19 protein-coding genes are annotated in these 21,048 nt (G+C 59.2%); 15 read left to right on the top strand and 4 right to left on the bottom strand.

The window, feature by feature from the left end; translation table 11 throughout:
* The first annotated feature begins 4 nt into the window (after positions 1–4).
* Both ACIY1O_RS03180 and ACIY1O_RS03175 read left to right on the top strand, forming a co-directional pair.
* A complete protein-coding gene (locus tag ACIY1O_RS03180) occupies positions 5–1,648 on the top strand; it encodes an AMP-binding protein (RefSeq protein ID WP_397473625.1) in 1,644 nt (547 codons plus the stop codon).
* Positions 1,649–1,675: 27 nt separating this feature from the next.
* Complete coding sequence (locus ACIY1O_RS03175; protein WP_397473624.1) at positions 1,676–2,086, top strand: RidA family protein; 411 nt, start codon at positions 1,676–1,678, stop codon at positions 2,084–2,086.
* Positions 2,087–2,335: 249 nt separating this feature from the next.
* Here ACIY1O_RS03175 and ACIY1O_RS03170 read toward each other — a convergent pair whose 3' ends face one another.
* The gene (locus tag ACIY1O_RS03170) at positions 2,336–3,298 is read right to left on the bottom strand and encodes an amidohydrolase family protein (RefSeq protein WP_397473623.1); all 963 of its coding nucleotides are present in this window, start codon (positions 3,296–3,298) and stop codon (positions 2,336–2,338) included.
* Positions 3,299–3,417: 119 nt separating this feature from the next.
* Positions 3,418–3,888 carry a MarR family winged helix-turn-helix transcriptional regulator gene (locus ACIY1O_RS03165; protein WP_397473635.1) on the bottom strand — a complete coding sequence of 157 codons (471 nt, stop codon included), beginning with the start codon at positions 3,886–3,888 and terminating at the stop codon, positions 3,418–3,420.
* A gap of 296 nt (positions 3,889–4,184) precedes the next feature.
* Between ACIY1O_RS03165 and ACIY1O_RS03160 the strand changes: the two genes are divergently transcribed.
* The 10 genes from ACIY1O_RS03160 to ACIY1O_RS03115 all read left to right on the top strand — a co-directional run bounded on the left by ACIY1O_RS03160 (position 4,185) and on the right by ACIY1O_RS03115 (position 13,444).
* The gene (locus ACIY1O_RS03160) at positions 4,185–4,490 is read left to right on the top strand and encodes a non-heme iron oxygenase ferredoxin subunit (protein ID WP_397473622.1); all 306 of its coding nucleotides are present in this window, start codon (positions 4,185–4,187) and stop codon (positions 4,488–4,490) included.
* A 39-nt stretch (positions 4,491–4,529) separates the two neighbouring features.
* Positions 4,530–5,819, top strand: a complete 1,290-nt coding sequence (locus tag ACIY1O_RS03155; protein WP_397473621.1) for an NAD(P)/FAD-dependent oxidoreductase — start codon at positions 4,530–4,532, stop codon at positions 5,817–5,819.
* Between the two features lie 20 nt (positions 5,820–5,839).
* Positions 5,840–7,129 (top strand): aromatic ring-hydroxylating oxygenase subunit alpha, encoded by a 1,290-nt coding sequence (locus ACIY1O_RS03150; RefSeq protein ID WP_397473620.1) that lies wholly within the window; start codon positions 5,840–5,842, stop codon positions 7,127–7,129.
* A 7-nt stretch (positions 7,130–7,136) separates the two neighbouring features.
* Positions 7,137–7,661, top strand: a complete 525-nt coding sequence (locus tag ACIY1O_RS03145; RefSeq protein ID WP_397473619.1) for an aromatic-ring-hydroxylating dioxygenase subunit beta — start codon at positions 7,137–7,139, stop codon at positions 7,659–7,661.
* A gap of 376 nt (positions 7,662–8,037) precedes the next feature.
* A complete protein-coding gene (locus tag ACIY1O_RS03140; RefSeq protein ID WP_397473618.1) occupies positions 8,038–9,237 on the top strand; it encodes an ABC transporter substrate-binding protein in 1,200 nt (399 codons plus the stop codon).
* 6 nt (positions 9,238–9,243) lie between these two features.
* On the top strand, positions 9,244–10,011 hold the full coding sequence (locus ACIY1O_RS03135) for an ABC transporter ATP-binding protein (RefSeq protein WP_397473617.1): 768 nt from the start codon (positions 9,244–9,246) through the stop codon (positions 10,009–10,011).
* A complete protein-coding gene (locus ACIY1O_RS03130) occupies positions 10,008–10,766 on the top strand; it encodes an ABC transporter ATP-binding protein (RefSeq protein WP_397473616.1) in 759 nt (252 codons plus the stop codon). The genes ACIY1O_RS03135 and ACIY1O_RS03130 overlap by 4 nt, the downstream gene beginning before the upstream one ends.
* Positions 10,766–11,668, top strand: a complete 903-nt coding sequence (locus ACIY1O_RS03125) for a branched-chain amino acid ABC transporter permease (RefSeq protein ID WP_397473615.1) — start codon at positions 10,766–10,768, stop codon at positions 11,666–11,668. Before ACIY1O_RS03130 ends, ACIY1O_RS03125 begins: the two co-directional genes overlap by 1 nt.
* A gap of 6 nt (positions 11,669–11,674) precedes the next feature.
* Positions 11,675–12,733 carry a branched-chain amino acid ABC transporter permease gene (locus ACIY1O_RS03120; protein WP_397473614.1) on the top strand — a complete coding sequence of 353 codons (1,059 nt, stop codon included), beginning with the start codon at positions 11,675–11,677 and terminating at the stop codon, positions 12,731–12,733.
* A 51-nt stretch (positions 12,734–12,784) separates the two neighbouring features.
* Entirely contained in the window at positions 12,785–13,444 is a 660-nt protein-coding gene (locus tag ACIY1O_RS03115) for an isochorismatase family protein (RefSeq protein ID WP_397473613.1), read from the top strand.
* A 54-nt stretch (positions 13,445–13,498) separates the two neighbouring features.
* On the opposite strand, the gene ACIY1O_RS03110 is transcribed toward ACIY1O_RS03115, so the two are convergent.
* Positions 13,499–14,752, bottom strand: a complete 1,254-nt coding sequence (locus ACIY1O_RS03110; protein WP_397473612.1) for an amidase — start codon at positions 14,750–14,752, stop codon at positions 13,499–13,501.
* 159 nt (positions 14,753–14,911) lie between these two features.
* On the bottom strand, positions 14,912–15,868 hold the full coding sequence (locus ACIY1O_RS03105) for a LysR substrate-binding domain-containing protein (protein ID WP_397473611.1): 957 nt from the start codon (positions 15,866–15,868) through the stop codon (positions 14,912–14,914).
* 118 nt (positions 15,869–15,986) lie between these two features.
* Between ACIY1O_RS03105 and ACIY1O_RS03100 the strand changes: the two genes are divergently transcribed.
* The 3 genes from ACIY1O_RS03100 to ACIY1O_RS03090 form a co-directional block, all read left to right on the top strand.
* Positions 15,987–16,469, top strand: coding sequence for a (2Fe-2S)-binding protein (locus ACIY1O_RS03100; protein ID WP_397473610.1), 483 nt, complete (start codon positions 15,987–15,989; stop codon positions 16,467–16,469).
* On the top strand, positions 16,466–19,450 hold the full coding sequence (locus ACIY1O_RS03095; protein WP_397473609.1) for a c-type cytochrome: 2,985 nt from the start codon (positions 16,466–16,468) through the stop codon (positions 19,448–19,450). Before ACIY1O_RS03100 ends, ACIY1O_RS03095 begins: the two co-directional genes overlap by 4 nt.
* The coding region (locus ACIY1O_RS03090; protein WP_397473608.1) for a xanthine dehydrogenase family protein molybdopterin-binding subunit at positions 19,447–21,048 on the top strand (1,602 nt) is incomplete at its 3' end. The genes ACIY1O_RS03095 and ACIY1O_RS03090, both read left to right, overlap by 4 nt.

The following is a 21,048-nucleotide window of genomic DNA, read 5'->3' as shown; positions in this document are numbered from 1 at the left end:
AAATATGGAACGCTCTGCCCATCAAGACACCTTCGCACGAGACCATCTACCGCCTGACGCGGAATGGCCGGAATTTTTGCTGGAAGGCAACCCCGACGTCGCGTATCCGGCCCGGCTCAATTGCGTCGTAGATCTGGTCGACGCTCATGTCGAGCGAGGCGATGGCGACCGCGTCGCCTTGCGCTGGCGCGAAGAGAACGGTGACAAGCGCACCATGAGCTATCGCGAATTGGCCGAGCTGACCAATCGTATTGCTCATGTCCTGATCGAAGACATGAAGCTGGCGCCCGGCAACCGGGTGCTGCTGCGCGGGCCCAACAACGTGATGATGGCGGCGTCGTGGCTGGCGGTCGTCAAGGCCGGGCTGGTGGTGGTTCCCACCATGCCGTTGCTGCGCGCCATCGAGCTCAAGCCCATTATCGAGAAAGCCCGCATTTCGGCCGTTTTGTGCGACAAGCGTCTGTCTGAAGAGCTCGAGCATTGCTTCGACAAATCGCATGCCGCATATTGCCCCGAGCTTACCGAGGTGCGTTACTTTCATGACGACGGCCACGATTCGCTCGAGAACATCGCCAAATCCAAGCCGGCCCGGTTCACGCCCTGCGATACGGCCGTTGACGACGTTTGCCTCATTGCCTTTACCAGTGGCACCACGGGCAAGCCCAAGGGCTGCATGCATTTCCATCGCGATGTGCTGGCCATGTGCGACACCTTCTCCAAGCACGTGCTGCGCATGACGCCCGATGAGGTCGTATGCGGCACTCCGCCACTGGCCTTTACTTTCGGCCTGGGCGGGCTGTTGTGTTTTCCCTTGCGGGTGGGCGGCTCGACGGTGCTGATGGAAAAGCTCACGCCCGATCTGTTGCTGGACACCATCCAGGATTTCGGCGTGACCATGACCTTCACCGCGCCCACGTTCTACAGGCAGATGGCCGAGCGCGTTTCCAAATACGACCTGTCTTCGCTTAAAAAGACTGTATCCGCCGGCGAGGCCTTGCCCGATGCAACGCGCCAACTCTGGAAGCAGGCTAGCGGCATCGAGATGATCGACGGCATTGGCGGCACCGAGATGATTCACGTGTTTGTCGCCAGCGCGCCGGAAGACGTGCGCCGAGGGGCTATCGGCACCGTCGTGCCCGGCTATGTGGCCCAGGTTGTCGATGAAGATCTCAAGCCAGTGCCCAATGGCACGGTCGGCCGCCTGGTGGTCAAGGGGCCCACTGGTTGCCGTTATCTTGACGATGAGCGTCAACGCGTCTTTGTGCAGCAGGGGTGGAACCTGCCCGGCGACACTTTCATTCAAGACGACGACGGCTATTTCTTCTATCAGGCACGCAACGATGACATGATCATCTCGGCGGGCTACAACATCGCGGGGCCTGAAGTCGAAGATGCCCTACTTAGCCACAAGGCCGTGGCCGAGTGCGGCGTCATCGGCGTGCCCGACGATCAGCGCGGCAATATCGTGAAGGCCTTCGTGGTGCTCAAGCCGGGCTTCGACGAGGGCGATGCCATGGTCAAGACGCTGCAAGACCACGTAAAGGCCCAGATCGCTCCGTATAAGTATCCACGCGCCATTGAATTCGTCGCGGCACTGCCGCGAACCGAAACAGGCAAACTCCAGCGCTTCGTACTGCGCAAGCAATAAGTTTTTTCTTTTTTACGAGAGGAATAAATGAAGATCCTGCAACCATCCGACTGGGCTCCCCCGCGCGGTTATTCCAACGGCATCATGAATGAGCTGACCGTCGGCAGCCGCATCATCTTCGTGGGCGGCCAGGTCGCCTGGAATGCCGAACAACAGTTCGAAACCGACGACCTGGCCGATCAGGTCGGCCAGACGCTGCGCAACATCGTGGCCATCCTCAAAGAAGGCGGCGCCGGTCCCGAGCACATCACGCGCATGACCTGGTATGTGGTCGACAAGAAAGAATACGTCGCCTCGCTACGCGAGATCGGCCAGCATTATCGCGAAATCATCGGCCGCAATTTCCCGGCCATGACTGCGGTTCAGGTGGCTGATCTGGTCGAAGACCGCGCCAAGGTCGAGATCGAAGTCACTGCCGTCGTGCCAGCCGCCCAGTAAGCTCCGCATGTGCTTGTAACTGCGGCTTCAGGGCCGCCCCATAAAAACTGCCCGCCAGGGAAATCCTGGCGGGCAGTTTGACTTGGGCGGCGTAGGCGCGGAAGTATCTTGAGCGTTGGGCGCCGACTACAAACCACGCCTCGCGTATCACGAACCGAGCACCACGAACGAGGCGTCACGAACGACCATATTCGAAACATTGTCGCGCGTGAGCATCGTCCAGACGGTGGCCTGCGGTTTTCGCCGGGCTCAAAGTTTGAACAGGCGTTCAGCGTTCCCGTAGCAGACCAAGGCGCGGGTATGTTCGTCCATCGGGGCCTTTTCAATGAAGTCAGCCGCCACCGAGCTGGATTCGTATGGGTAATCGACAGAGAACATGACCGCTTCGGCGCCCATCTCGCCGATGGCGCCCATCAGGGCGGCCGGAGAGCAAACTCCGGATGTAGTGATGACGATGTTGGAGCCGATGTACTCCGAGGGGGCGCGATTTAGCGTTATGCCGTTGGGGTAGGCGGCGAAGCGGCTATCGAAACGCCACCTTTGGAAAGGCAGCCCTTCGCCCATATGCCCCAGAATCAGCTTGACGCCGGGGAAGCGATCGAACACGCCGCCGAATAACAAGCGCAATGCATGAGTGGCGGTTTCCACTCCCCAGCCCCAAGCCGCTCCGGCAATGACGGGATGGCCATCGTAGGCATGGATTTGTCCGTAAATGTTGAAGGGGTGCAGGTAAAAGGGAACGTCCAGTGCCTGCAGGCTTTCCCACACCACATCGTAGGCCGGATCGTCATAGTACACGCCGTTGGTATGGCCATTGACCAGCGCGCCTTTGAATCCCATGGTCTTGACGGTGCGTTCGAGTTCTTGCACGGCGGCATGCGGGTCTTGCATGGGCAGCGCGGCGAATGCGCCGAAACGATCAGGGTTGCGGGCGACGCGAGAGGCCAGGTAGTCGTTGCTTTCTCGCGCACGGGCGATTGCCGTGTCGGTATCCTGTATCCACTGAATGCCGGGCGCATTCTCTGAAAGAATCACATAATCAACGCCCGCTGCGTCCATTTCCTTGATCCGCAGATCATCGAAATCCGATAGTTGCCGATGCAGGGCCTGAAGCGATTCCAGCGGAACCAGGCTTGAAAACCCTTTCCGATAATCGTCAAACGCGACTGCGGTAAAGTGTTCTTCAATAGCAATTTTACGAATTCGTCCCACTGGTGTTCTCCTCGATTGATGTACTTGGGCCGCTCCGCCAGGCAATTCGCCATAAGGCGGACAGGCTGTGCTGAAGCTGTTGATTCGGTCGCGGTAACCCGTTGCGTCGTCGCCGCCGGCTACGGTTTCTTGAGCTCGGCCCTGCCATGCTGGTTGTTGGCCATAACCACCTCTGTCAGCAGCCTCATGAAGGTTTTGCGATCGGCAGTCGAAAGGGGCTGCAGCAGGCGTTGCTGTGAACGCACCAGGCTGGTTTTAAGCATTTCCATCACCTTCAGGCCCTCGTCGGTTACCCGCGCCTGGCGGGAGCGGCGATCAGTGGGGTTGGTGCGGCGCTCAAGCCAGCCTTTTTCTTCCAGGCGACGAATGACGTCGGCCGAAGTAGTTCTGTCAATGCCGACTTCATAGCTGATGGCGGTCTGGTCCATCCACGGCTCAACCGCCAAGACGGTCAGGATGCCGTACTGAACCGGAGTGATGTTTTCATCCTTGCACTCTTCCAGGAACAGGGCGTAGTGAATCTGATGCAGCCGGCGTACCAGAAAGCCCGGCCGTGACCAAAGGCCCTGGCTGAACATATCGGCAACCATATCGTTACCGGAGTTGTTTGCGTGGTCTGACGACGAATCTAACCGCGACTTTTTGGTGGTGGACATTTCGCTCCCAAGAGGCCGATGATTACTCAGTTTTATGCTGTGAATGCTACTCGCGTCATCAGCATCAGCGGGCTGAGCTTTTGCGCAGTGTACTGATGAAATTTGCTGGATGTCAACGACCAAGAACGAGGACCTCTTGATATCCTACCTAGTGAAAACCCCAATGTTTCGCCTAAAAAAATCAACAGTATACTGACCATATCCATCAGTATACGTAACATTGGAAACCTATGAATTGGATCAAAATAGCCACCACCGACCAGGTGTCCGAGGACGAATCCCTCGCGATTGATGTCGAGGGCAAGCAGTTGGCCTTGCACCATACCGAGGGCGAATATTTCGCTACGGACAACGTCTGTACACATCAGTATGCGTTGTTGTCCGACGGCTATCTTGAAGATGGCTGTATCGAATGCCCCTTGCACCAGGCCAAGTTCGACCTTCGCAGCGGCAAAGCCATGTGCGCGCCCGCAACCGTCGATATTCAAACCTATCCCGTCAAAACCGAAGGCGACGATATTTTCGTCGCCCTCTGAACGTCAACGATGCCAAGGCGTTCAAATTTGCGCTAGCTCATGTCAAATATTTCGTCGATTCTTGTTGTAGGTGCGGGACAGGCTGCCGCAGTGGCGGCGGCCTCGCTGCGCGACCTGGGCTATACAGGCGCGATCACGCTGGTGGGCGATGAACTTCATCCTCCGTATGAGCGCCCGCCGCTTTCCAAAGCGGTGTTGGCCGCCGGCGCCGACGAGGAGCCGGCTCTTCATATAAAGGATGCCGAGTTTTTCTCCAACGGCGATATCGATCTGCGCTTGGGCTTGCGGGTCACTCAGTTGGACGTCGGCAATCGCCAGGCAGTGTTGTCCGATGGCGCGCAGCTGTCGTTTGATCGCTGCTTGCTGGCCACTGGGGGCGTGGCGCGCACCTTGCCTTCATTGCCGGCGCAGTCTCCGTTTGTGCACTATTTGCGCACCTTGGATGATGCCCGGCGCTTGCGGGGCTGCATGGATCGCAGCAAGCACGTGGTCATTGTCGGGGGTGGTTTTCTTGGCCTTGAAGTCGCTTCGACCGCCGTAGGCCTGGGGGCGAAAGTCAGTATCATTGAATCCGCCGACCGAGTCCTTGCGCGCGTAGTTCCCCCGGAGTTTTCGGGCTGGTTGCAAGGCCGTGCCGCCCGTTCGGGCGCCGCCCTGCACTTGGGCCAGTCTATTCAAGACGTGGATTTGTCAGGCGGCGACAGCGGCATGGCGGTCATCTCGCTGGCCGACGGCACAGTTTTGCAGGCCGATACCATTTTGGTGGCCATCGGACTCACCGCGAACAACTCGCTTGCCAGGGCCGCCGGCCTGGACGTGGATGAGACGAACGGGGGCGTGCTTGTCGACGAGCAGTGCCGCAGCAGCGCGCCCGGAATCTATGCCGCCGGCGACTGCACCAGCCAAAAACGCAATGGCCAAAGTACGGCGTTGCGTTTGGAGTCGTGGCAGAACGCCAATGAGCAAGCGCGTATCGCGGCGGCTGCCATTCTTGGCCAGCCGTCCAAGCCTGCCGCTTTTCCTTGGTTCTGGACCGACCAGTTCGACTGCAACATACAAATGCTTGGCTTGCCCCAAGCCCAGTGCGAATACATTGTGCGAGGTGAACCCGAGCCGGATCAGGGCGCGCCCAGCTTCATCATGCTTGGGCTGCGAGATGGCAAGGCATGCCAAGCTCTTGCCGTCAATGCCGGCGGCGAACTTCGGGCCATCAGGCCTCTGCTTGAGGGCGCCTTGCCCATCGACATCACCCAATTCACAAATACCGCCATAGCATTGCGCGCTTACGCCAAGGCAGCTGTGGCGGCGGCCAAAGAACCCGGATGTTAACAACTTAACAGGAGCTCTCCATGTATCAATTTCAAGCCGTTACCGGGCAAACCGTAAGGTACAAAGACGCCCCGTTATCAGAATGTGTATGGCCCGAAGACGGCCTGCACTATATTCCTGATTGGGTGTACACCAGCCAAGAAGTCTATGACAAAGAAATGGAAGTCATTTTCCAGGGCGACACCTGGAACTTCGTCGCTCTTGAGGCCGAAATTCCAAATGTCGGCGACTTCAAGCGGTCGTACGTAGGGGCCACGCCGGTTGTGGTGTCGCGCGCCGAAGATGGTTCCGTCCATGTCTTTGAAAACCGCTGCGCGCATCGCGGCGTTGAATTCTGCCGCGAAAACCAGGGAAACACCAAAGAGTTTGTCTGTCCCTACCACCAGTGGTCGTATACCCTGAAGGGCGATCTGCAGGGTGTGCCATTCAAGCGGGGCGTTGATAAGAATGGCGGCATGCCCAAGGATTTCCGCAACGAAGACCATGGTCTTCTCAAGTTGAACGTGACCGTCCTGAACGGCGTGGTATTCGCCTCGTATTCAGACAAGGTGGAGCCAATCGAAGAATACCTTACCCCCGAAGTGCTGGAAGACTTCAAGGTGGCGTTTCCCGGCAAGCCATTGAAAGTTCTTGGTTATTACCGCAACGAGCTGCCCTGCAACTGGAAGATGTACCACGAGAACCTCAAGGATCCGTACCACGCGACCTTGCTGCATTCGTTCCTGGTGGTGTTCGGGCTTTTCGTCGCTGGCGGCAAGTCGACCATGTTCACTGACACAAAGTTGGGCCGCCATAGCTTTATTGGGTCTGCGAAAAAAGACGAACTCTATGCCGATGTCGATAGCGAGACCAAACAAGAAATGCGCTCGTTTTTCGAGGGCTTGCGCCTGCGCGATGAGCGTATTTTGCATTTCATCAAAGAGTTCGACTCGCCATGGTCCGTCACCATGCATACGATCTGGCCCAACCTGGTCGTGCAGCGTGAAATGAACACTATGGGTATTCGTCAAATGATACCGAACGGCCCCAATAGCATGATCATGCAATGGACGATGTTCGGCTACGAGGATGACACCGAGGAAATGACCCGTCACCGCCTGCGCCAGGGCAACCTGATGGGGCCGGCCGGCTTCCTCGGCATTGAAGATAACGAGGCCATGAAATTCGCCCAGGAAGGGATACGCCGCTCGTCGACGGATCTGGGTGTGGTCAAGCTCGACTCCGGCAAGGTGGGTACGCCGAACACTCCTATTTCCGAAGCGGCGATTCGCGCCATGTACCAGTACTATCGCAGCGTAATGGGGTTTTAAAATGCTTATGAACGTGAATAAAAGCTATGCGTACAATCATGCGCAACTTGATGCGGCCACTGCTTTGAAACTCAAAGCGGAAATCGAGGCATTCAATGCCGAATATTGTGCCGTCTTGGATAACAAGCTGATCGACAAATGGCCCGAGTTCTTCTGTGAAGATGCCATGTATCGTGTAACGGCGCGCGAGAACGCCGATTTGGGCTTGTTGGTCGGCCTGATCTATGACGACGGCCGCGATGCCATGCATGACCGTGCCCTGGCTATCAACGAAACGCTGATGTATGCCCCGCGCTATATGCTGCACATCGTGACCAATACCAGGGTGCTCAGCCAGAGCGACGAAGGGGAAATCGAAGCCGAAGCCAACTTCCTGCTGATGCAAACCCTCATCGAAGGCCCATCCACGGTTCACTTGGCGGGCCGCTACTACGACACCTTTGTTCGATCGGGCGACCACCTGCTGCTCAAAGAGCGTCAGGTCATTTATGACACCGAAATCCTGGCCAATGATGTTGTTTATCCCGTCTAAGCGGGACTGATGCCGCAACATTCCCGCCGCCGTCTTCCTAGGCGGCGGGCACAGGACGCCACAGCGGATTGCCAGCGCAAACGCAGCGGCACCCCCCTCGTCATTCCATGCAACGCAACGAGCGTGGTGTGGCCATAGGTCTTTGAGCCTGGCCCGCATCACGCTTTCTGGCGCCGTTTGCTTGAGTATCTATGCCGCAAGTGGCAAAGCCGCCGTTGGCTGGTCCGAAATTTGAACAAATTACGACTTTTGGGACGGGAAAACCCTAGTAGCTTGATCAATGACGCTCGCATATTGTGTATGCAGTCGCATACCGAGTGTTTTTTTGCGCTATTTAACCCGTCACACATGCGTTTCACGGCAAAAGGATAGGAATATGTACAAAAAAAGGGCATTGCTGTTTGGAGGCTTGGCAATGGCAAGCTTGGTGGCGGGCCCTGTGGCGGCGGAACAAAAAGAAATTGTCGTGGGTTTTGCAGTGGCACAATCCGGTTTCATGGAGCCATACGACGAAGAGGGCGTCGAGATGGCCAGGCTTTATCTCGAACAGTTGAACCAGCGGGGCGGGGTGCTCGGCCATCAGGTTCGGCCGGTCGTCGCCGACACCAAGTCGGACCGGGTCGAGGGTTCGAAGGCGGGGTCGGCGGTTCTATCCGACGGCGCCAAGCTGGTAGTGGTGTCCTGTGATTACGACTTTGGCGCGCCGGCCGCGCTACAGGCCAACCGGGCGAACGTTATCGCAGTATCGCTGTGCGCCGGAGACGCCAAGATGGGTCCGGTCGGAGTCGGCCCATACGTATTCAGCGCGGGCAGGGCCGGCCAGTCCGAGGGTGTTTACGCAGCCAATTGGGCATTCAAAGACCGTGGTTATAAATCGGCCTACATGCTGACTGACACGATGCTCGAGTACACAAAATCCATTTGCGCCGGCTTCGAATGGCAGTGGGAAAAGCTGGGCGGCAAGATGGCCGGCAAAGATACATTCAAGAACGGCGACCCTTCTTTGGCCTCGCAGATCACGCGGCTGCATAATGCCATTGGCAGCGATAACGCCGAATTCATCATGCTGTGCACCGTTCTTCCAGGGGGCGCGACAGCGCTGCGACAGATTCGCGGCGCCGACATCGATCTTCCCATCATCAGCAGCCAGGGCATGGCAGGCACATTCTGGATGAACTCAGTTCCCGATCTAAGCAACTTCTACACGGGCCAGCAAGGCACTGTGGTGGGCGATCCGCGCGAGTCCGTGCAAAAGGTCGCACAGCAATACAAAGAGCGTGTGGGCAAAGAAATCACCCAGCCATCGGCATTTGCAATTTATGCCTGGCTCGAGTTGTGGGTGAAAGCGGTTGAAAAAGCCGGCACATTTGATTCAAAGGCCGTGCTTGAGGTGATGAACAGCTACAAGGACGAGCCTACTTTCCTGGGGCCGTACAGCTTTACGCCCGAGCTGCATATCCAGGACGCCCCCGAACAGGTAATTGTCGAAATACAAAATGGCAAGCAAAGTGGCGTTCAACTTATGGAGCGAGGCGAACCGCTGCCTGCAAACCTTTTGTACCGCATGTCCAACTAAGCGGCCATGCAGCGGTTTGAGACCACCGTAGCCTCGCATGCCACGGCCACCTGCTCGACGGGCCTCAAGGTGGAGGGGGTCAGCGTCAGGTTCGGAGCGCTGGCGGCAATTTCCAATATAAGTCTTGGCATGTCGCCGGGTCGGGTCACGGGTTTGATCGGCCCCAATGGCGCAGGCAAGACGACACTGGTCAATTGCCTCAGTGGGTTCCTGAGCCCGTCTGACGGCGGCATTTTCCTGGACGCAAAGCCGGTCGGCCGTTGGTCGCCCGAGCGCGCCCGAAAGAAAGGTGTTGCGCGGACGTTTCAGGGCGGGCGGCTGTTCGGCGAGCTTAGCGTTCTTGAAAACGTAGAGGTCGCCGGCCTTGCTTTGGGCATGAGCCGGCGCCGGGCGTCCGGTGCGGCAGCCGATCTTCTTGGCTGGGTGGGCTACGAAGGCGACCTGCATTGCAGCGCCGACGCCATACCTTATGTCGATGAACGCCGCGTCGGAATGGCTCGCGCCTTGATAGGCGACCCGAGTTATCTGCTGCTCGATGAGCCCGCTGCGGGCATGTCGGATGAGGAGTGTGCGCATCTGGGCAAGCTCATCCGGGAAATCGCGGCCTCAATGTCTTGCGGCGTGCTATTGATCGAACACAATATGGGGCTGGTGCGCGACGTGTGCGACTGGACTCTCGTCATGAGCGGCGGGCTGGAACTGGCGGCGGGAACGCCGGCTCAAACCCTTAACGATGCGAAAGTCATAGCGGCCTATCTCGGAGAGGATGAGTGAGCAAGCTTCTGCTGAGCATCCGCCAGTTGAGCGTGAATTACGGAGCGACGCCCGCGTTGCAAAAAGTCGACCTGACCGTACTGGAAGGAGAGGTGGCCTGCATCGTCGGCCAGAACGGGGCGGGCAAATCCACCTTGCTCAGCGCTATTGCCGGAGCGCTTCCCGCCAATATTTGTCAGGGGCGCATCGAATACCGTGGCGCGCCGCTCTTGGGCCGGAAGGCCGAAGATATCGCGCGCCTGGGAATCAGCTTCGTACCCGAGGGCCGGCACGTGTTCTCCGACATGACGGTCCACGAGAACCTGTTGATCGGCACTTACATGCGCTCCGACAGAAAAACGGTTAAGCAAGAGGTCGAGATGGTTTTGGATTTGTTTCCCCGCTTGCGGGAACGTCTCCATTTCCACGCCGGCCTGCTGTCGGGCGGCGAACAACAAATGCTTGTCATCGGGCGCAGCGTGCTCACGAACGTCAAGTGCATGTTGATCGACGAGCCCTCGCTGGGTTTGGCGCCCAGGGTTATCGGCGACGTTTACCGGGTCTTGCTGGCCTTGCGCGAAAAGCGGGGCCTCACGCTATTGATCAATGAACAAAGTTCGAACCGGGTCATGAAGTACGCCGATACGATTCATGTGCTGCGGGGTGGACGGATGCGCTTGTCGTCTTCCGCGCAATCATTGTCCGACGGGGTTGCCGTGAAGGCGGCGTACTTTGGCTTGGATCAGCCGGAACAGGCCCGGGCGGGAGTGGTCTGATGCAAATGATTCTGGACGCCGCTAGCCTGGGCAGCTTGTATGCCCTGGTGGCCTTGGGTTTAGGCTTGTTGATGGGGGTGCTGAGGCTGATCAATTTCGCGCACGGCGATTTCATCACCATCGGTGCGTATGCCCTGATCCTGCCCACGGCCGATGCCGTGACGCACATGCTGTTCGTGGGATGGAGCTGGGCGGCAGTGGTGCTGGTGGTGTGCGCGGTGGTCGTCGTCGCGGCGCTGGTTTCGGATGCGGTACTGTTCAAGCCCCTCAGGACCGCGTCCGTCGGTACGTTGCTGATCGCTTCATTCGCGCTGAGTTATTTCATCCAGAGCGGCATCATGATGATCTACGGCGCGCGTCCAAAAGGCATCGATCTATGGCCGGCACTGAACAAGACCATCATGCTGGGCGATATTCGGGTTTCGCTGGTTCAATTGGTCACCATAGGCGTGACGATCGTGCTGCTGGCGGGGTTGGGCATTTTGCTCAAATACACGCCAATCGGCCTGCAAATGCGAGCGGCGGCCACCGATTTCAAGATGGCTCGCCTGCTGGGGGTAAGAGGCAACCGGGTTATCGCCGTCGCCTTCGCCCTGAGCGGCGTGCTGGCCGCGGCAGTGTCCCTGCTGTTCATTGTGCAGACGGGAGCGTTGTCGCCCACCCTGGGCCTGCCGCTGATGATCTTCGGTTTCGTTGCCACGGTGATCGGCGGCATGGGCAGCCTGATCGGAGCGGTGGCGGGGGGCTTCATCATCGGCGTTTCCATGTCGCTGTTTCAGGCTCTGCTGCCGCCCGATCTGCGCGACTTCCGGGACGCGTTCGCGTTTGGGCTGATCATCCTGATTCTCGTTTTCAGGCCAAAGGGCTTGTTCCCCTCTCGCGCTTTGACGGAACGGATTTAAACCGCCATGTCCAAAAAACTCAACGCTCCCGCGTTTTTCACCCCGATCGCTCTCATATCGATCCTGGCGCTGGTGGTCGCCCTGACATATTTGCTGGGTGGCGAACGCCAACACATCACTGTCACCGAAATGCTGGTCCGGATGATCGCGGTGGTGGGAATTTATCTGTTTGTAGGCAATTCCGGCCTGTTGTCGTTCGGCCATGTCGGTTTCATGTGCCTGGGCGCCTACACGGCGGCGTGGGTCACGCTCGACCCCATGTGGAAACGCATGATGCTGTCCGCATTGCCCGACGTGCTGCGCAATCACGCTTATGGCTTCGAAATCAGCCTGGTGCTGGCGGCTGTGCTATGCATGGTGCTGGCGCTTATGCTGGGGGCGGTCATCATGCGAATGTCGGGCCTTGCTTCCACCATCACCACATTCGGGTTTCTCGTGGTGTTGAACAGCGTGTTTCCAAACTGGTCGTCTGTTAGGGCTGGCACAAGCTGGATTAGCGGCATTCCGACATTTGTCACGCCGTTCTGGGCGCTGCTGGCGGTGGCTGTCTGCATCGTGCTGGCATGGATATACCAGCGGTCAAGATACGGGCTCATGCTGCGCGCCACCCGCGAGAGCGTGCCGGCGGCGCAGGCTTGTGCCGTCTCCATCGTGAAGATGAGGCTGCTGTCCTTCGTATTGAGCGCCGGCATGTGCGGAGTGGCGGGAGCCATGTATGCGCATTTCGTGGGATTTCTGTCGCCGGACGCCTTGTATCTCGACGCCACGTTCATTCTGCTGGCCATGCTGATCATCGGCGGCAGCCGCAGCCTGACAGGAGCGGTAGCGGGAACCGTGGCGGTGTCCCTGCTGATCGAGGCGCTGCGGCTGGCCGAAGGCGGGCTTCAGGTGGGCGCGACAACGCTTGCCCTGCCCGGCGGCGTACAGCCGCTTGGTTTGGCGGCGTTCCTGGCCGTGGTGCTGCTTCTGCGGCCGGACGGCCTGACCAAGGGCCGCGAGTTGTCGGGCCGCCGGGCGGGTTCCAGGTCGCACTCGGCTGCGCGCGCCGAGGCCGCCGCAAATTAACCGCAACTACTGCATTATTTATCTGAATTATTTATAGAAGAGAGAATCAACATGAGTAACTTAGCCGAAAGTTTGGACCGGAGCGATGCCGAGTTTTTTCAAGAAAGAGGCTTCGGGGGCCGTCTTGGCTTCGGCACGCGCCCGGCGCTGATCGTCATCGACCTTAGCAATAGCTTTACCGACTCATCCCAGCCATTGGGTTCCGACCTAAGCGCCCAGATCGATGCTACGAACATACTGACGCATGTTGCACGCCAGAAGGGCGTGCCGGTGATTTTCAGCATGGTGCGCTACGAAGACGCGAACGTGCGTGATGCTGGAATCTGGCATCAGAAGATGCGGGGGCAATCTACCTTGCATGTCGGCGGCGAGGGCTACCAATTGGACAAAAGGCTGGACCGCTCCGACGGTGATATCTTGTTATACAAGAAGTACGCATCGTGTTTTTTTGGGTCCGACCTGATATCGCGTCTGGTAAGTTACGGCGTCGACACGCTCATCATGACAGGCACTTCCACGAGCGGGTGCGTGCGGGCCACCGCGGTGGATGCGGTGCAACTGGGTGTCAGGCCGATGGTCGTGGCCGAAGGCGTGGGCGACCGCTCGGCAGCATCCCATCAGCAAAGCCTATTCGACATCGACACCAAATATGGTGACGTGGTGAGTCTGGCCGAAACCAAGCAGTACCTCGAGGCGTTGCCCTCTCGCTAGAAGACCTTGCGAGCCGGCCCATCGCTTACTGGATGCGCCGGCCCGGGCAAAGCGCTAGGCCGACGTCAGCAAGGGATGCCAGAGCTCTGCTGAACTGAGCAGCCGGTGATCTTGTTCGTAATTCGCAACTAACTGGATGCCAAGGGGCAGCCCCTGGGCGTTGCAGGTGGTCGGAAGGTGCAGGCAGGGCCAGCCCAGCATGGACCACAGTTTGTTGAATGCAGACGCGCCGGTGGAATCGAGCCCGGCCGGCGCAGCGCCGGGCGCGCTGGGTGTTATCACTACGTCGATGTCGGCGCCGATTATCGAGGCCCAATCGTGTCGCAACCGGTGTTGAGCACATCGGGCCGCGGTGTAATCGGCGCGGGGTATGCGCCAGCCGCGTTCAATGGTTTCCAACAGTCCCTTGCTAAGCTCGTCCGGCCGTAAGTCTGCGACGGGTTGCAGGTTGCGCGCGATCTCGAACTCCATGATCACGGTGTGCAACCGCGCGAATTCTGCGGCGTGGGTGAAAGGGGCCGGGGTCTCTATGACGACATCGTGGCGGCGCAAGGTATCGCACGCAGCCAATAGCGCCTGCTTGGCGTCGTCATCCAGTGGGTGGCTGGAGGCATCCAGGATCAAGGCCGCCTTTTTCAGGGGTGCGAGGCCTGTTTGCAAAGAGGGGTAGGGCAGTAAAACGTCGGCCACCCTCCGGGCTAGGGGCACATCTTTTGCAAACCAACCTATGACGTCAAGGGAACCGCAGGTTTGCTTCAGCCCCTGCCGTTGCACAGCTTCGAATGACGGCTTGAAGCCGACCACGCCACAGAACGCCGCGGGGCGGATGATGGATCCGCCCGTTTGGGTGCCAAGCGCGAATGGCACCATGCCGGCGGCTACGGCGGCCGCTGATCCGCTGGAGGAGCCGCCCGGCGTATGAAGCGTGTTGTGAGGATTGCGGGTAGGGCCGGGCGCCCGAAATGCGTATTCCGCGGTTACCGTTTTGCCTAACGGGATGGCGCCCGCATGACGTAGCTGGCTGACGCAGGCGGCATCGAAGGCGACGGGGCGAGCATCGGCCGCGGCTGAGCCGCAGCCCGTCGGCATGCCGGCCACGTCGATGACATCTTTTATCCCGAAGGCAAGCCCGGCCAGGGTTCCCGTGGAGGGTGTTTCGGAAGATAGCGACGCAGCATCCGCAAGGCGGGTCCACGCTTGCAAGGCTGCATCCTGCTCTAAAACTTGCTGTCGTAATAGGCTTGGCGTCGCACTTTCAAGGTCGGCATGGGATTGATCTTGGGAGCGGGCGCCCTTGGCGGTGTACATGGCTTTTCCTAACTGAGGATGAATCGCGGACACACGCCGCAAGTTTTTAAAATTCAAGATAAACCAAAATAAACACAATATACCAAAATTGGTTCAAGAAGGAGGGAGGACGGCACGACCTGAGGGAAACGTTGCACGGCTTGAAATAGAAAAATTCATCTAATGGCCGTTGGTGATTTCGTTTGCGTCAACGGCTGATCGAAGCCAGCGCTTGAAGAGCTCAACGGCGGGCTTGCGGCTATCCCGACTGAGCACGAAGTATGAATTCTGGATGGCAATGCTGTGATTGAACGGTGACGCCAAATCGCCATTACGCAGCTCTTTGCGGCACAAACATGGCGTCGTGACGAGCAGACCTTTGCCGCGCACGGCTGCGTCTATGGCCAATGCCGCGTGGGTAAAGCGGGTGCCCTGCTGCCGGGTTTCAGGTTCATGCCCCACATGCGTCAGCCACTGGGACCAGAATGAGGCGCCGCCGTATTTAGAGCCGCGTTCGTCGTGTAGCCATGGAAACTGGTCCACATCCTGTATTTGCTTAAGACCGCCCGCACTCAGCAGTTCGGGGCTGCAAACCAGTTCGATTGTCAGCGGTAGAAGCAGTTCGACGTCAAGGTCGCCAAACCCGTCCTTGCCCAGCACTATGACGATGTCACTTTCTTGCGCCCATAGCCTGAATGTGTGGGCTTCGTCTTGCGGGTTGGCGCCATCCGGCGCCGGCTCGCGCATGCGGGTTGTTACACGTAGATCGATATCTGGATGCGAGGCTAAAAAGTCATGCGTCAACGGCATGAGCAAAGACATGGCGAACGACGGCGGGGCGCTGACCGAAAGCAGGCCGGTGTCTCTGTGCCGGCGCACCGTGTCGACGGCGGTGCGCAACGAGGCGAAGCCTTCACGAATATGGGGAAGGCAGGCGCGCGCGGCCGGCGTCAGCGCGAGGCCGCGATGCATGCGTACGAACAGCTCTACCCCCAGGTACTGCTCGAGTTGCCGGATTTGATGGCTGATGGCGGTGGGTGTGACATGCAGCTCTGCGGCGGCGTTCTTGAAACTGAGCAGCCGGGCTGAGGTCTCGAAGGCACGCAAGGCGGTCAGTGGAAGATGGGGCAGCGACATTCGGTCTTTCGGATGAATTAAATTGATCTCTAGCTCAGTTTATATCGTTTGCCCCAAAAATGGTACGTCTCTATATTGAAGCTGGGCGGCGTCTGCGTTTTTATCGGTGTATCGAGGTATGCGTTTTATGTTAGAGCTGTGTGTAAATGGCGTGGTCAGCCAGGTCGAGGCAGACGAGGACACACCACTGTTGTATGTGTTGCGCAACGATCTGCAGTTGAACAGTCCCAAGTATGGCTGCGGCCTGGGCGAATGCGGTGCGTGTACGGTGCTGCTCGACGGCATGGCGGTGCGTTCCTGCGTGATTCCGGCGGGCGCCGCCAAGGGACGCAGCATTACATCGCTTGAAGGGCTCGGGTCGCCGGACGCTCTGAGCGTGGTGCAACAGGCTTTTGTCGACAGCCAGGCTGCGCAATGCGGCTATTGCACAAGCGGCATGATCATGGCCACACATGCTTTATTGATGAGTAAACCTCACGTAAGCAAAGACGATGCGCAACGAGCGCTTCAATACAACTTGTGTCGTTGCGGAACCCATGTGGAGATCATCGAGGCGGTGATGCTGGCGGCGGCCAGGCTTGGCGGCCGAGGTGGGCTATGAATGTAATTTACGACGCTCACGACTTTTATACCTGGGCCGCAATAGTGCTGCGAGCCCCGGATGCGGCCTGGGATGGCTGCAGATATGTCGGCAGCGAGCTTGATTACGTGGACGAAACTCACGCAAAAGAGCTGGGCCTGGACTATCAACTGGTTCGTGATGGACAGTTTTGTGCGGTGGCGGCCGGCAGCCGCGAAGCCGCGCTCCAGGTGGCGGCTGCCTTGCAGCTTGCCTGGCGGCCTTCAGTTGTGGCTAAACCGCCGATAGCGGGCTCTCCTGGCGGCGATCATGCATTTCAGCGACAGTACCGGTGGCATGCGATGGCCTCGCCCACAGGGCGTGCGCCGTTGCATGACGCGGCCGTCTACACCGACCCGCCCTGCAGAGCCGAATGGGCGGGTGACGCGCTGGCCCTCGTTTTGGGAGCGGGGCGGAATACTGAGATTATTGCCGAGGCTGCAGCGATCTTCGGCATCTCCGAGACCAAGGTGGCAGTGACGAACATCGCCGCCAATACCGACCAGGCGGCCTATGATGCAGCGCTTGACGCCGCCATCGTGGCACGTGTCATTCAGCGTCCCGTACACGTATGGCCGGTGCGCGAATCGGGCCACGACGCCATGCTGTTAATAAAGCATAGCGCCGACATCGATGCTGAAGGCCGGCTGCAAGCCTGGATGACAACGTCCGGCCAGCCAGAAGCATTACGCCCCAGCGCGGCCTTTGTGGCCGCCCGGGGCGGGCAAGAGGCGCTGCGGTTCGGATCAGCTTCGGCAGCCCGCGGCGCTCGACCCCAGGAAGCTTATTTTTCTTTGCACACCGTTGGGCCTTCGATTTCAACCATCCGGCTCGACAGCGCTATAGATGCCAATGCGCAACAGACCGCCGATGTGTTCGCCCAGGAGTCATTCGTGGATGAGGTGGCGCGTGAAGTCGGCCACGACCCTATCCAATGGCGCTTGCGGCAACTGCAGGATCCGGCCGGCCGCGCCTTGATAGAGCAGGTTGCCGCGGCGGCAGGCTGGCGTGACGGCGTGCGCGGCCGCGGCGCCCGCACGGTCGACGCGGTCGTCCGCCGCGGCCAGGGCTTCGCTTGCGTACAGCAATTGGATGAGTCTCTGGATCCTCCGCAAAGGGCCTGGGCCGCCTGGGTTGTGGATGTGTCCGTCGACGCTTCAGGGCTGGTCAATCTCGACAACATCACTGTCGGACATCACCTTGATGATTTACTGGTTGCCAACGCCGACGACCCGCGTTGGGGACCCGAATTGGCCAACGCCGCGCAGGCGTTGTTGCGCTCAGGCAGCGCGCATGATCGGTGGCTTGCCAATGAAGATGGCGCATCAGCTTCCGGACAGTCAAAATCAACCATCGCCGGTACCGGCGTGGCGCCACGTACTGTGTCGACACAAGCCGCATCTGCCCAGAAGGCGTTGGCGCAACCCGCTAAGTTGTCGACCAGCGCCGCGCTGAGTTTGCCGGCGGCAGCGGCAGTGGCCAATGCAATCTTTGATGCAACGGGCGTACGGCTTTATGAAGCGCCGTTCGAATTGAGCCTGACGAATCCGACCCTGAGCCTAAAAACGGACGACATGGATACGCGGGAAGGGCCTATACCTTCGAACACCCGGCGACGACGCAGATTCCGGGGTGCCGCGGGTTGGATGCTCGGCCTGGCCGGCGGCGTCACCGGCGCGGTCCTGGCCGCGGTTCCCTGGCGTCCGGCGGTGCCTCCAGTCAAGCCTGATTTGTCGGTTTATTCTTCCGAAGCCATTGATCGAGGGCGATTGATAGCGGCCGGCAGCAATTGCGTGGCGTGTCACACAGCGCCAGGCGGCGTGAAGAACGCCGGCGGCCTGGCCATGGATACGCCATTCGGAACCATCTACACCACCAACATCACTCCTGATCCGGAAACCGGCTTGGGTTCATGGTCGTTTGCGGCCTTCGATCGCGCCATGCGCGAAGGCATAAGTCGTGACGGACGGTTTTTGTATCCCGCGTTTCCGTACACGTCGTTTGCCAAGTTCTCGGATGGCGATATGCAGGCGCTATATGCCTATTTGATGTCCGAGCCGGCTGTAAAATCACAGCCCCCCGAGACGAAACTTGCGTTCCCGTATAACCTGCGCCCTATGATGGGGTATTGGAACCTGCTGTTTCACAAGAACGAGCCCTATGTCTACAACGACGAACAATCCACGGTGTGGAACCGCGGCGCGTACCTGGTTCAGGGGCCGGGGCATTGCATGGCTTGTCATAGCCCGCGCAACGCGCTGGGCGCCGAGAAGAACGGCCCCTCCGATTTTCTGGCGGGCGGAGTCGTAGACGGCTGGGATGCGCCGGCGCTGAACGGCACGGCGCCGGTTACCGCGCCCTGGACCACCCAGGATATGTTTCAGTACCTGCGTACAGGTTTCTCAGACAGGCATGGTGTGGCCGCGGGCCCCATGGCGCCGGTGATAACCAGTCTGCAAAGCTTGCCCGATAGCGATATTCAGGCGATGGCTGTGTATTTAAGCAGCTTGGGCGCCAAGCCCGAATCAGCCCAGGCAAAAGACGCGCTCAAGACAAGCTCGCAAGAACCTCGCCTTGCGTCGCCCGAGCTTCGCGTCCTGTCGCTGGCTGGACAAAACATTTATGAAGGTGCATGCGCGGCTTGCCACGATTCCGGGGCCGGCGTACCGTTGTTTGGCGTGCGTCCGAGCATGCCGCTCAATACCAATATTACCGCTGACAAACCCGACAATCTGATTCGCATCGTGCTCGAGGGCATATCCCAGCCTGTGGATCCGGCTCTGGGCTATATGCCCGGCTTTGCCGATGTGTTGCAGGACGACCAAATTGCCGAGCTGGCATCGTATCTGCGCGGAAAATATGCGTCGCAGCACAAGCCTTGGGATAACCTTGAACAAAGCGTGCAGCGAGTGCGCGCAGAAAGCGAACGGCACGCCGCAAGCATGTCAGGAGCCTTGCCATGAGCAATACCCGTACCTTCGATCCGGCGTTGCGCGACATGCAACTGACAACGGTCGACCTAGAGCCGGTTTCGCGCGAACGCTTGAACACCCGTGGTGAACCGCCTGCCCGGCATGCCGTAAACCTGGTGGCCAAGGGCCGAGTCGATACTTACATAACCATTACCGACACGGGCGAGGTCGTCGCGGTCAACGGTCACGTCGATCTGGGAACAGGCGTGCGCACGGCGTTTTCGCAGATAGTGGCCGACGAGCTCGATGTCCCGTTGAGTCGGGTACGCATGGTGTTGGGCGATACGGACAAAACCCCTGACCAGGGCCCCACCACGGCCAGCGCATCCATTCAAAGCGCGGCGGTGCCCATGCGTCGCGCCGCCGCTCAAGTGCGCCGGATTTTGTTGCAAAGGGCCGCCCAGGCGCTGCGCTGCCCGATTGACGAGCTGAGCGTGGCGGACGGGGTTGTCTATCAAGCAGGCAGTACCACGGGCATCCCGTACCAAGACCTGCTCAAAGGCGAACGCTTTGAGCTGGACGTTTCGGCTGATGTGCCACTAAAAAACCCCAAGGACTATCGTTACGTCGGCCAGTCCGTTCCACGCGTCGACATTCCCGCCAAGGTCAGTGGCGGCCTGGTGTTCGTACACGATTTTCGGCTGCCCGGCATGCTGCATGCACGCGTGGTGAGGCCGCCTTATTACGGGCGCGATGTGGGCGACATGATAGGCCACAGCCTGGTGTCAGTGGACACGGGCTCAATAGCCCACATTCCTGGCATCGTGAAGACCGTAGTGATAGGCGACTTCGTGGCCGTGGTGGCGCGTCGTGAAGAGCATGCCATCAAGGCCGCCAGGCTCTTGAAGGTGGAATGGCGCAATCCCCCGCCTTTGGTTGATCTGAGCGACATCGAGGTGGTTTTGCGCAAAGCCGAATCGACCCGGCGGGTGCTGGAAGAGCAGGGCGATGTGGATCACGCGCTTGAATCCAGTTCCGATACTTTGCAGGCCACCTATGTGTGGCCATACCAGATGCACGGGTCCATCGGGCCTTCCTGCGCGGTGGCCGACTTCCAGGACGACAAAGTCACCGTCTGGAGCGGCACGCAAAACCCGCACTTCCTGCACGTCGACATCATGACGCTGCTTGATCTACCCCCCGAAGCCGTGCGTATTGTGCGCATGGATGCCTCGGGATGCTATGGGCGCAATTGCGCCGATGATGCCTCGGCCGAAGCTGCTCTATTGGCGCGCGAAGTGGGCGCACCGGTGCGCGTGCAGCTTATGCGGGCCGAAGAGCACGCCTGGGAACCCAAGGGAACCGCTCAATTGATGGATGTCAGGGGCGCTGTCACGGGCTCTGACACGCTGGCCTACGAATTCACCAATCGCTATCCCTCTAACAACGCGCCCGTGCTGGTGCTGATGCAAACCGGCAAGCAGCCGGCTGATCCCATAGTCGAGCACAAGGGCGACCGCACTGCCGTGCCGCAATTTCGTTTGAGCGACACGCGAATCTGCGTACAAGATATGGCGCCCGTCGTGCGAGCGGCATGGATGCGGGGTGTTTCGGCGCTGCCGAATGTTTTTGCGCATGAGTCGTTTATT

This window comes from Pusillimonas sp., assembly GCF_044464525.1.
In the GTDB taxonomy this organism is placed as follows: Bacteria; Pseudomonadota; Gammaproteobacteria; order Burkholderiales; family Burkholderiaceae_B; genus Pusillimonas.
The sequence above is the reverse complement of the archived record's forward strand: the minus strand, read 5'-3'. Positions and strand labels throughout refer to the sequence as shown.

Bases quoted from the DNA above. Each gene is read 5' to 3' on its own strand.
- ACIY1O_RS03105 (WP_397473611.1), bottom strand. From the start codon at position 15,868: ATGTCGCTGCCCCATCTTCCACTGACCGCCTTGCGTGCCTTCGAGACC.
- ACIY1O_RS03145 (WP_397473619.1), top strand. From the start codon at position 7,137: ATGAACGTGAATAAAAGCTATGCGTACAATCATGCGCAACTTGATGCG.
- ACIY1O_RS03110 (WP_397473612.1), bottom strand. From the start codon at position 14,752: ATGTACACCGCCAAGGGCGCCCGCTCCCAAGATCAATCCCATGCCGAC.
- ACIY1O_RS03155 (WP_397473621.1), top strand. From the start codon at position 4,530: ATGTCAAATATTTCGTCGATTCTTGTTGTAGGTGCGGGACAGGCTGCC.
- ACIY1O_RS03100 (WP_397473610.1), top strand. From the start codon at position 15,987: ATGCGTTTTATGTTAGAGCTGTGTGTAAATGGCGTGGTCAGCCAGGTC.
- ACIY1O_RS03165 (WP_397473635.1), bottom strand. From the start codon at position 3,888: ATGGTTGCCGATATGTTCAGCCAGGGCCTTTGGTCACGGCCGGGCTTT.
- ACIY1O_RS03135 (WP_397473617.1), top strand. From the start codon at position 9,244: ATGCAGCGGTTTGAGACCACCGTAGCCTCGCATGCCACGGCCACCTGC.
- ACIY1O_RS03115 (WP_397473613.1), top strand. From the start codon at position 12,785: ATGAGTAACTTAGCCGAAAGTTTGGACCGGAGCGATGCCGAGTTTTTT.
- ACIY1O_RS03140 (WP_397473618.1), top strand. From the start codon at position 8,038: ATGTACAAAAAAAGGGCATTGCTGTTTGGAGGCTTGGCAATGGCAAGC.
- ACIY1O_RS03175 (WP_397473624.1), top strand. From the start codon at position 1,676: ATGAAGATCCTGCAACCATCCGACTGGGCTCCCCCGCGCGGTTATTCC.
- ACIY1O_RS03120 (WP_397473614.1), top strand. From the start codon at position 11,675: ATGTCCAAAAAACTCAACGCTCCCGCGTTTTTCACCCCGATCGCTCTC.
- ACIY1O_RS03150 (WP_397473620.1), top strand. From the start codon at position 5,840: ATGTATCAATTTCAAGCCGTTACCGGGCAAACCGTAAGGTACAAAGAC.
- ACIY1O_RS03160 (WP_397473622.1), top strand. From the start codon at position 4,185: ATGAATTGGATCAAAATAGCCACCACCGACCAGGTGTCCGAGGACGAA.
- ACIY1O_RS03180 (WP_397473625.1), top strand. From the start codon at position 5: ATGGAACGCTCTGCCCATCAAGACACCTTCGCACGAGACCATCTACCG.
- ACIY1O_RS03095 (WP_397473609.1), top strand. From the start codon at position 16,466: ATGAATGTAATTTACGACGCTCACGACTTTTATACCTGGGCCGCAATA.
- ACIY1O_RS03125 (WP_397473615.1), top strand. From the start codon at position 10,766: ATGCAAATGATTCTGGACGCCGCTAGCCTGGGCAGCTTGTATGCCCTG.